The organism is Candidatus Synechococcus spongiarum (assembly GCF_900047545.1).
GTDB classification, from domain to species: Bacteria; Cyanobacteriota; Cyanobacteriia; order PCC-6307; family Cyanobiaceae; genus Synechococcus_B; species Synechococcus_B spongiarum_C.
On sequence record NZ_FITM01000042.1, the window covers coordinates 1 to 5921 of the forward strand.

Consider the following 5921-nt stretch of genomic DNA (forward strand, 5'->3'; position numbering starts at 1 on the left):
CAGATCTTTGGAGACAAGCTCCTGCTGGATCCGGGCGAATACCGTCGCCTGGGGCCTTTTTATCCCCCACGGGGCAAGCTGGTGACAGAGGTGAACGTGAAAGTGGGTTCCAACTCCCGACCCCGGGCATCAGGACTCCGCTACACCATTGCCGTGGACGGCTGCTTCTAGGGGGATGCCCGCACTCCGGCTTCAGTCAGCGGCATGGGCTGAGACCCATTCCACCAGCGTGCGCACCCCGTAGCCGGTGGCGCCGGCAGGATTGTCCCCATGGCCCTTATCAGACCAGACTGTGCCGGCAATATCCATGTGGGCCCAGGCAACACCCTGGCTCACAAATTCCTTCAGGAACAGGGCAGCAGTGATGGCGCCAGCGAAACGGGGGCCGGTATTTTTCAGATCGGCAAAGGGACTCTTCATGCGCTCCAGATAAGAAGCCGGCAGCGGCATCCGCCAGAGGCCTTCACCAGAGCGCTGGGCAGCCTCCAGCAGGTCCGCCGCCAGCTCATCGTCCGGGCTCCACAAGCCGGCCAGCTCATCCCCCAAGGAAATCAGGCAAGCACCGGTCAGCGTTGCCAGATCCACCACTGCGTCCGGTTTCAGGTTACAGGCATAGATCAAGGCATCCGCCAGCGTTAGACGTCCCTCTGCGTCCGTGTTGTTCACCTCAATGGTGATGCCGTTGCTTGCCGTGATAATGTCGCCGGGGCGAAGGCCGTCGCCACTGACCATATTTTCACAGGTTGCACTAATGAAATGCACCTCAACCCCTTTGGGCTTGAGTTGACCAATGGCGCGGGCCGCACCCAGTACTGCTCCACAGCCCCCCATGTCGTATTTCATCATTTCAATCTGGGAGGCGCCCACTTTCAAGTTGTACCCTCCCGAATCAAAGGTGAGCCCCTTCCCCACCAACACCAGACACCGCTTGACCGGCTCTTGCGAGCGGTAGGTGAGGTGCAGAAACTTGGGGGGAAACCCGGAGGCCTGGGCCACGCCCAAATAGGAGCCCATCCCCAGACGTTCACAGTCCGCCCGCTCCAGGATCTTCAACCCCAAGCCATGGTCCTCCGCCAACTGTTGAGCGGTTGTGGCCAAGGACAGGGGGGTCACCACGTTGGGTGGTGCCGCAACCAGCTCCCTGGCTAACTCCACCCCAGAACAGATGGCCTCAGCCCGCGCCAGCGCCACGGCTTGGGCACCTGGACAGACGATCCGCACATCATTCAGGGTGGTGGTGTCTTTCCTGTCACTGCCCTTGTCCCCGTTCCTGGCCTTTCCCTTGAAGCGCAAATCCTTAAACATCGCCAACCGCACCGCCATGGCCTGCGTCTGCAGTGCCGCAGTCGGTCCCAGCCCCGCCAGGGGCAGGTCCAGCACCAAGGTCTTGACAGATTGATCCTGGGCAGCCCGTGCCGCCCGAACCGCAGCTTTTTGCAAGCCTTGCAGAGTGTGACCAGAGCGTTCCCCCAATCCCAGCAGCAGCACGGTTTGAGGGGCCCCACTGAGGAGCTGGAAGACCAGGGCCTCCCCGGCATTGGCTTTGAATTTCCGTTGACTGACCAGGTTGGCCAGAGAGAGCCCAAGGCGTGTGTTCAGCTCTGTCACGCCAGCATCCAACTTATCACTGAACAGCCCCACCGCCAGGGCGGCCTCCTCCGGCAGGGGAGCATCCGCAGCAATGAGATGCAACTCCACCATGACGTTTCGCTTGAAAAGGTTGAGTCATTTACCTTAGCAAAGTGGGATGAACAGCCCCGCCTCAATCCGCCAGTGCCGTGAACGGGGTTCGCCAGCGACCTTGCATCTCCCGATTGAACGGGGGCTGCCAGTAATGGATCAGCCGGGTCTCCTGGGCTCGGCGTGCTGTCCGTTGTGACGGGGCGTCACACCAGAACCGCACCGAGATGGCTGCAGTGAGGTCCACCATCTGCAGCGTTTGTAGGTAGCTGGCCAGGTAGGCCTTGCAGTCGTGGCTGCCCTTCCAGCGCCGTGCCGCCTGGCCGGTTTCACCCACGTACAACAACAGGGGATGGGGCAGGTGGGAAGCGTCGTCAATGACGAAATAATGGGCAGCCCCATGGTTGGGGGGCTCCGGCCATCGCCAAAAACTCAGCGGCTGGGGCAGTAGCGAGAAGGGATCAATGCCACAGGGCAGCAGGGAATCCTGGATAGTGGCAAACAACTGCCCCTGATGGCCGCTTCCCCCAAGGCGGGCAGCCTGCTGGTGGCTGGCCACGCCAGCTTGCCAGTGTCGGAGTTGGTCCCGGCGCAGGTGCAGGTGGCCATCAACCAGGCGGCTGTCGTCTCCTGTGGGGAACAGGTTGGACTGGGTCACGTCTCGGCAGAGGAGGGAGGACTGGGCCGGTTCAGTCTGAACGCCCGCCTGGGAAGGTCCGGTGGGACTGGGCCACGGCCACAGTGGAGCCGCCCCGCCAAGGCCGCCATCATCGGATCCGGCAGTCGCAAACGGCTTTGCAAATCAGCCAAACTGAGAAACCGGCCCCGCTGGCGCTCCCGCAGCAGCAGAACCACCTGATCCCCATCCAGGCCAGGCAAACTGCACAATTGATGTCCACTGGCCCCATTGACGTCAATCAACAGGGGCAGGCGTGGAGGGTTCCCATGGGAACGGAACACCAAAATAGGCTGCCAGAGCCGCAGCAAGGTGGGAGACACCCCCAGTTGTTGTCCCAATTCTGCCGAGTCATGGAGGTGGGCGCCCTGGCGTTGGAGTTGCAGCAGCCGCTCAATCCACTGCCAACGCATCCCGGGCAGCCGTTGCCATTGGGCCGCGGTGGCCCGATTCACGTCCAGTTGGACCCCCAGCCGGGCAGCACGTTGCACGCTGGCCTCATCCGGCAAGGGCAACCATGGATTTTGGTGAAGTTTTAACGACAGCAATTCCAACTCCACAGCCTCGTCATGGTCATCCGGCCCGGTCGCCGTTGCGGCCACCGGATGCCGTGGCAAATGCCCCGTAGCCTGGAGGAGGCGACGGGCCAGGGGATCAAGCCAGTGCCCCTTTGCCGTCAACAGCCCGTCTTCAAGGAAGCCCAAGTGTGGCAAACACGCCAACCACGGCAAGCCCAAAGGCAGCGGTTCGTGGTGACAATTGAAGGTATCAGGGTTTCTTCACACAGCCAGGCCATGAGCTTCTTTGAGTCGGAAATTGTTCAGCAGGAGTCAAAGCGCCTCTTTGAGGACTACCAGCAGCTCATGCACCTTGGCAGTGACTACGGCAAGTTCGACCGGGAAGGCAAAAAGCTTTTCATTGCCCAGATGGAGGCGCTCATGGAGCGTTATCGGATCTTCATGAAGCGCTTTGAACTCTCCGATGACTTCCAGGCCCGCATGACGGTGGAACAACTCAGGACCCAGCTTGGCCAGATGGGCATCACCCCGGATCAAATGTTCGACCAGGCAAAACGCACCCTGGAGCAGATGCACCGCCAAGCCAGCGGTTGAGGCAGCAATTTACCATCCAGCCTGACCGCACCGCACTGGATGACACTTCCCGGTTGGTTGGAACGGGGCCTGGCGGACCTGTTCCCCCATGCTGCCGATCACCGCCACCCAACCTTGTCGGCCCGGCTGGCTGCCGCCCAGCAGGCCCATCGCCCCCTGCGGGTGAAACTGGGCATTGATCCCACCGCCAATTCCATTCACCTGGGACACACCATCCTCTATCGCAAGCTGCGGGCCTTTCAGGACGCTGGCCACACGGCCGTGGTGATTATCGGGGATTGCACCGCCCGGATCGGGGATCCCACCGGCAAATCAGCGACCCGACCGCAACTCAGCGCCCAGGAGGTGGAGGAAAACGCCCGCACCTACCTGGAGCAGTTGGGTCCGATTCTGGATTTTGTCACGCCGGGACGGCTGGAAATTCACCGCAACAGCACATGGCTGACCAAGCTGGATCTCACCCAAGTGATCGGGTTACTGGGCACCGCAACCGTGGGGCAAATGCTGGCCAAGGAGGACTTTGCCAATCGCTATGGGCGGGGTGCTGCCATTGCCCTCCACGAGTTTCTCTACCCCCTCCTGCAGGGCTACGACTCCGTGATGGTCAAGGCGGACGTGGAGCTGGGGGGGACAGACCAGAAGTTCAACGTGGCCATGGGCCGGGATCTGCAGCGTCGTTTTGGCCAGCCGCCGCAATTCGGGCTGCTGCTGCCCATTCTCACGGGCACTGATGGGGTGCAAAAGATGAGCAAGAGCCTGGGCAACACCATCGGCCTTCAGGAGGATCCCCTCACCACCTATTCCAAGCTGGAGAAGGTGGCGGATGCTGTGGTGGACGACTACATCACCCTGCTCACGGACGTGGATCCAGCAACCATGCCCAAGGATCCCCGCCAGCGGCAAAAGGCCATGGCCCTGGAGGTGACGGCATCTCTCCATGGCCGGGAGGCGGCACAGGCGGCGCAGGCCTCGGCTGCCACCTTGGTGATGACGCCCCAAGCCAGCGCCGCCGAGGCCCAGGTTCCCGAAGCGCGCCTGGAGGCGATCTGGGACTGGGCAACCCCCATTCCGGCCTATCAACTGCTGCACGGGGTCTTCTTCAAGACCAGGGCAGGGGTCAACAGCACCAGCGAAGCCCGCCGCCGCATCCAGGGGGGCGCTTTGCGTCTTGATGGGCAAAAGCTCACGGATCCCCAAAGAGCTTTGAGCAAAGACGAACTGGAGGGGAAGGTGCTCCAACTGGGGAAAAAGACCTTTTGCCGTCTGGTGGGCTGACGGGCAGTATGGGCAATGCTGTTGATCTTCAGGCCCTCTTGCCCGCCTCCCCCCAGGAGCGGCTCATCCTGGCGTTGGACGGGTGTGACGGAGAGGAGGCCCTGACGCTGGCGGAGAGGATCCCCGGTTTGTGCTGGGTGAAGGTGGGCCTGGAACTCTTCATCAGCACCGGCCCCGGAATTGTGACCCAACTGCGCAACCGTGGTCTCCGGGTGTTTCTGGACCTCAAGTTTCACGACATTCCCGCCACCATGGCCGGAGCCTGCCGCCGTGCTGCGGTGCTTGGAGCCGGCCTGCTCACAGTTCATGCCAGCGCCGGCATGGAGGCCATGGCCATGGCCCAGCAAGCCGCCGATGAGGCCACCACGGCTGTTGGTCTGCCTTCACCTTTGCTCCTGGGGGTCACGGTCCTCACCAGTTGGCGACCCCAGCCCTTCCGCCAGCAACTGGCTATTGCGAACCCCCTCCCAGCTCATGTGGAGCACTTGGCCCAACTGGCTGCCCAGGCCGGTCTCCGTGGCTGCGTCTGCGCCCCTCGGGATGCCGCACAGCTCCACCGCCACCAGCCTGCCATGGCCCTGGTCACCCCCGGCATCCGCCTCCACCCCGTCCAAGGGGACGACCAAGCCCGAACCATGACGCCAATGGAGGCCATGGCCGCGGGCGCCACATGGCTGGTGGTGGGTCGGCCCGTGACCCAGGCCGTGGATCCCGGCCTGGTGTTTGCCCAATTCTGCCGGCAAGTTGCCGCGGCTCCCCCACCACAGGCAAGCACTGGGGCAAGCGCTTCATCATTACCGGGACAGCCTGGACGCCTTGGATGACCTGGTTCGAGAGAAGTGCTGGGATCAACTCTGCTGCACCCCACTGCAAGTCCCGCGGCAGCAAATTGCTGGGCCGGCCCCTGACGGGCCTGGGAGGGAGGATGCCCTCTCGCCGTGAAAAGCTAGTTGCGGGAAGGTTTGACAGGGACTGGTAATCGTGTTCAGGTGGGGAAATGGCGACTGTTCCTGGTCCCCTCATCCAGAATTCGCATTGTACACGACCAAATACCAAATATCTGTTAGGGAAAGTTTGGGAAATTGGGTTTTTACAGCAGCGCGGGAGTCAGATTGAGCCTACTTTGAGCCTGAGAACTTCACAGGGTGTCAAAACAACCACTTTGGGGTCATAAGGCC

The 5921-nt window shown here is 62.1% G+C and carries 6 protein-coding genes; 3 read left to right on the forward strand and 3 right to left on the reverse strand.

Annotated features, from left to right (window positions below):
- Nucleotides 1-192: 192 nt before the first annotated feature.
- The 3 genes from FLM9_RS01620 to FLM9_RS01630 form a co-directional block, all read right to left on the reverse strand.
- The gene (locus tag FLM9_RS01620; RefSeq protein WP_074456959.1) at nt 193-1701 is read right to left on the reverse strand and encodes a leucyl aminopeptidase; all 1509 of its coding nucleotides are present in this window, start codon (nt 1699-1701) and stop codon (nt 193-195) included.
- A 61-nt stretch (nt 1702-1762) separates the two neighbouring features.
- Nucleotides 1763-2338 (reverse strand): hypothetical protein, encoded by a 576-nt coding sequence (locus FLM9_RS01625; RefSeq protein ID WP_074456960.1) that lies wholly within the window; start codon nt 2336-2338, stop codon nt 1763-1765.
- The gene (locus tag FLM9_RS01630) at nt 2335-3060 is read right to left on the reverse strand and encodes a ComEA family DNA-binding protein (RefSeq protein WP_081340113.1); all 726 of its coding nucleotides are present in this window, start codon (nt 3058-3060) and stop codon (nt 2335-2337) included. Before FLM9_RS01630 ends, FLM9_RS01625 begins: the two co-directional genes overlap by 4 nt.
- A 90-nt stretch (nt 3061-3150) precedes the next feature.
- On the opposite strand from FLM9_RS01630, the gene FLM9_RS01635 reads away from it, so the two are divergent.
- From FLM9_RS01635 to pyrF, 3 genes are read left to right on the forward strand one after another with little or no spacing between them, the layout of a single operon-like run.
- Nucleotides 3151-3468 carry a DUF1825 family protein gene (locus FLM9_RS01635; RefSeq protein ID WP_074456964.1) on the forward strand — a complete coding sequence of 106 codons (318 nt, stop codon included), beginning with the start codon at nt 3151-3153 and terminating at the stop codon, nt 3466-3468.
- A 39-nt stretch (nt 3469-3507) separates the two neighbouring features.
- The gene (gene tyrS, locus FLM9_RS01640; RefSeq protein ID WP_074456961.1) at nt 3508-4743 is read left to right on the forward strand and encodes a tyrosine--tRNA ligase; all 1236 of its coding nucleotides are present in this window, start codon (nt 3508-3510) and stop codon (nt 4741-4743) included.
- Between the two features lie 38 nt (nt 4744-4781).
- Nucleotides 4782-5567 carry an orotidine-5'-phosphate decarboxylase gene (gene pyrF / locus FLM9_RS01645; protein WP_306806773.1) on the forward strand — a complete coding sequence of 262 codons (786 nt, stop codon included), beginning with the start codon at nt 4782-4784 and terminating at the stop codon, nt 5565-5567.
- Nucleotides 5568-5921 lie beyond the last annotated feature (354 nt).

Excerpts from the sequence above, each read along its gene's own strand:
- FLM9_RS01620 (WP_074456959.1), bottom strand. The coding sequence starts at position 1,701 with ATGGTGGAGTTGCATCTCATTGCTGCGGATGCTCCCCTGCCGGAGGAG.
- FLM9_RS01635 (WP_074456964.1), top strand. The coding sequence starts at position 3,151 with ATGAGCTTCTTTGAGTCGGAAATTGTTCAGCAGGAGTCAAAGCGCCTC.
- tyrS (WP_074456961.1), top strand. The coding sequence starts at position 3,508 with ATGACACTTCCCGGTTGGTTGGAACGGGGCCTGGCGGACCTGTTCCCC.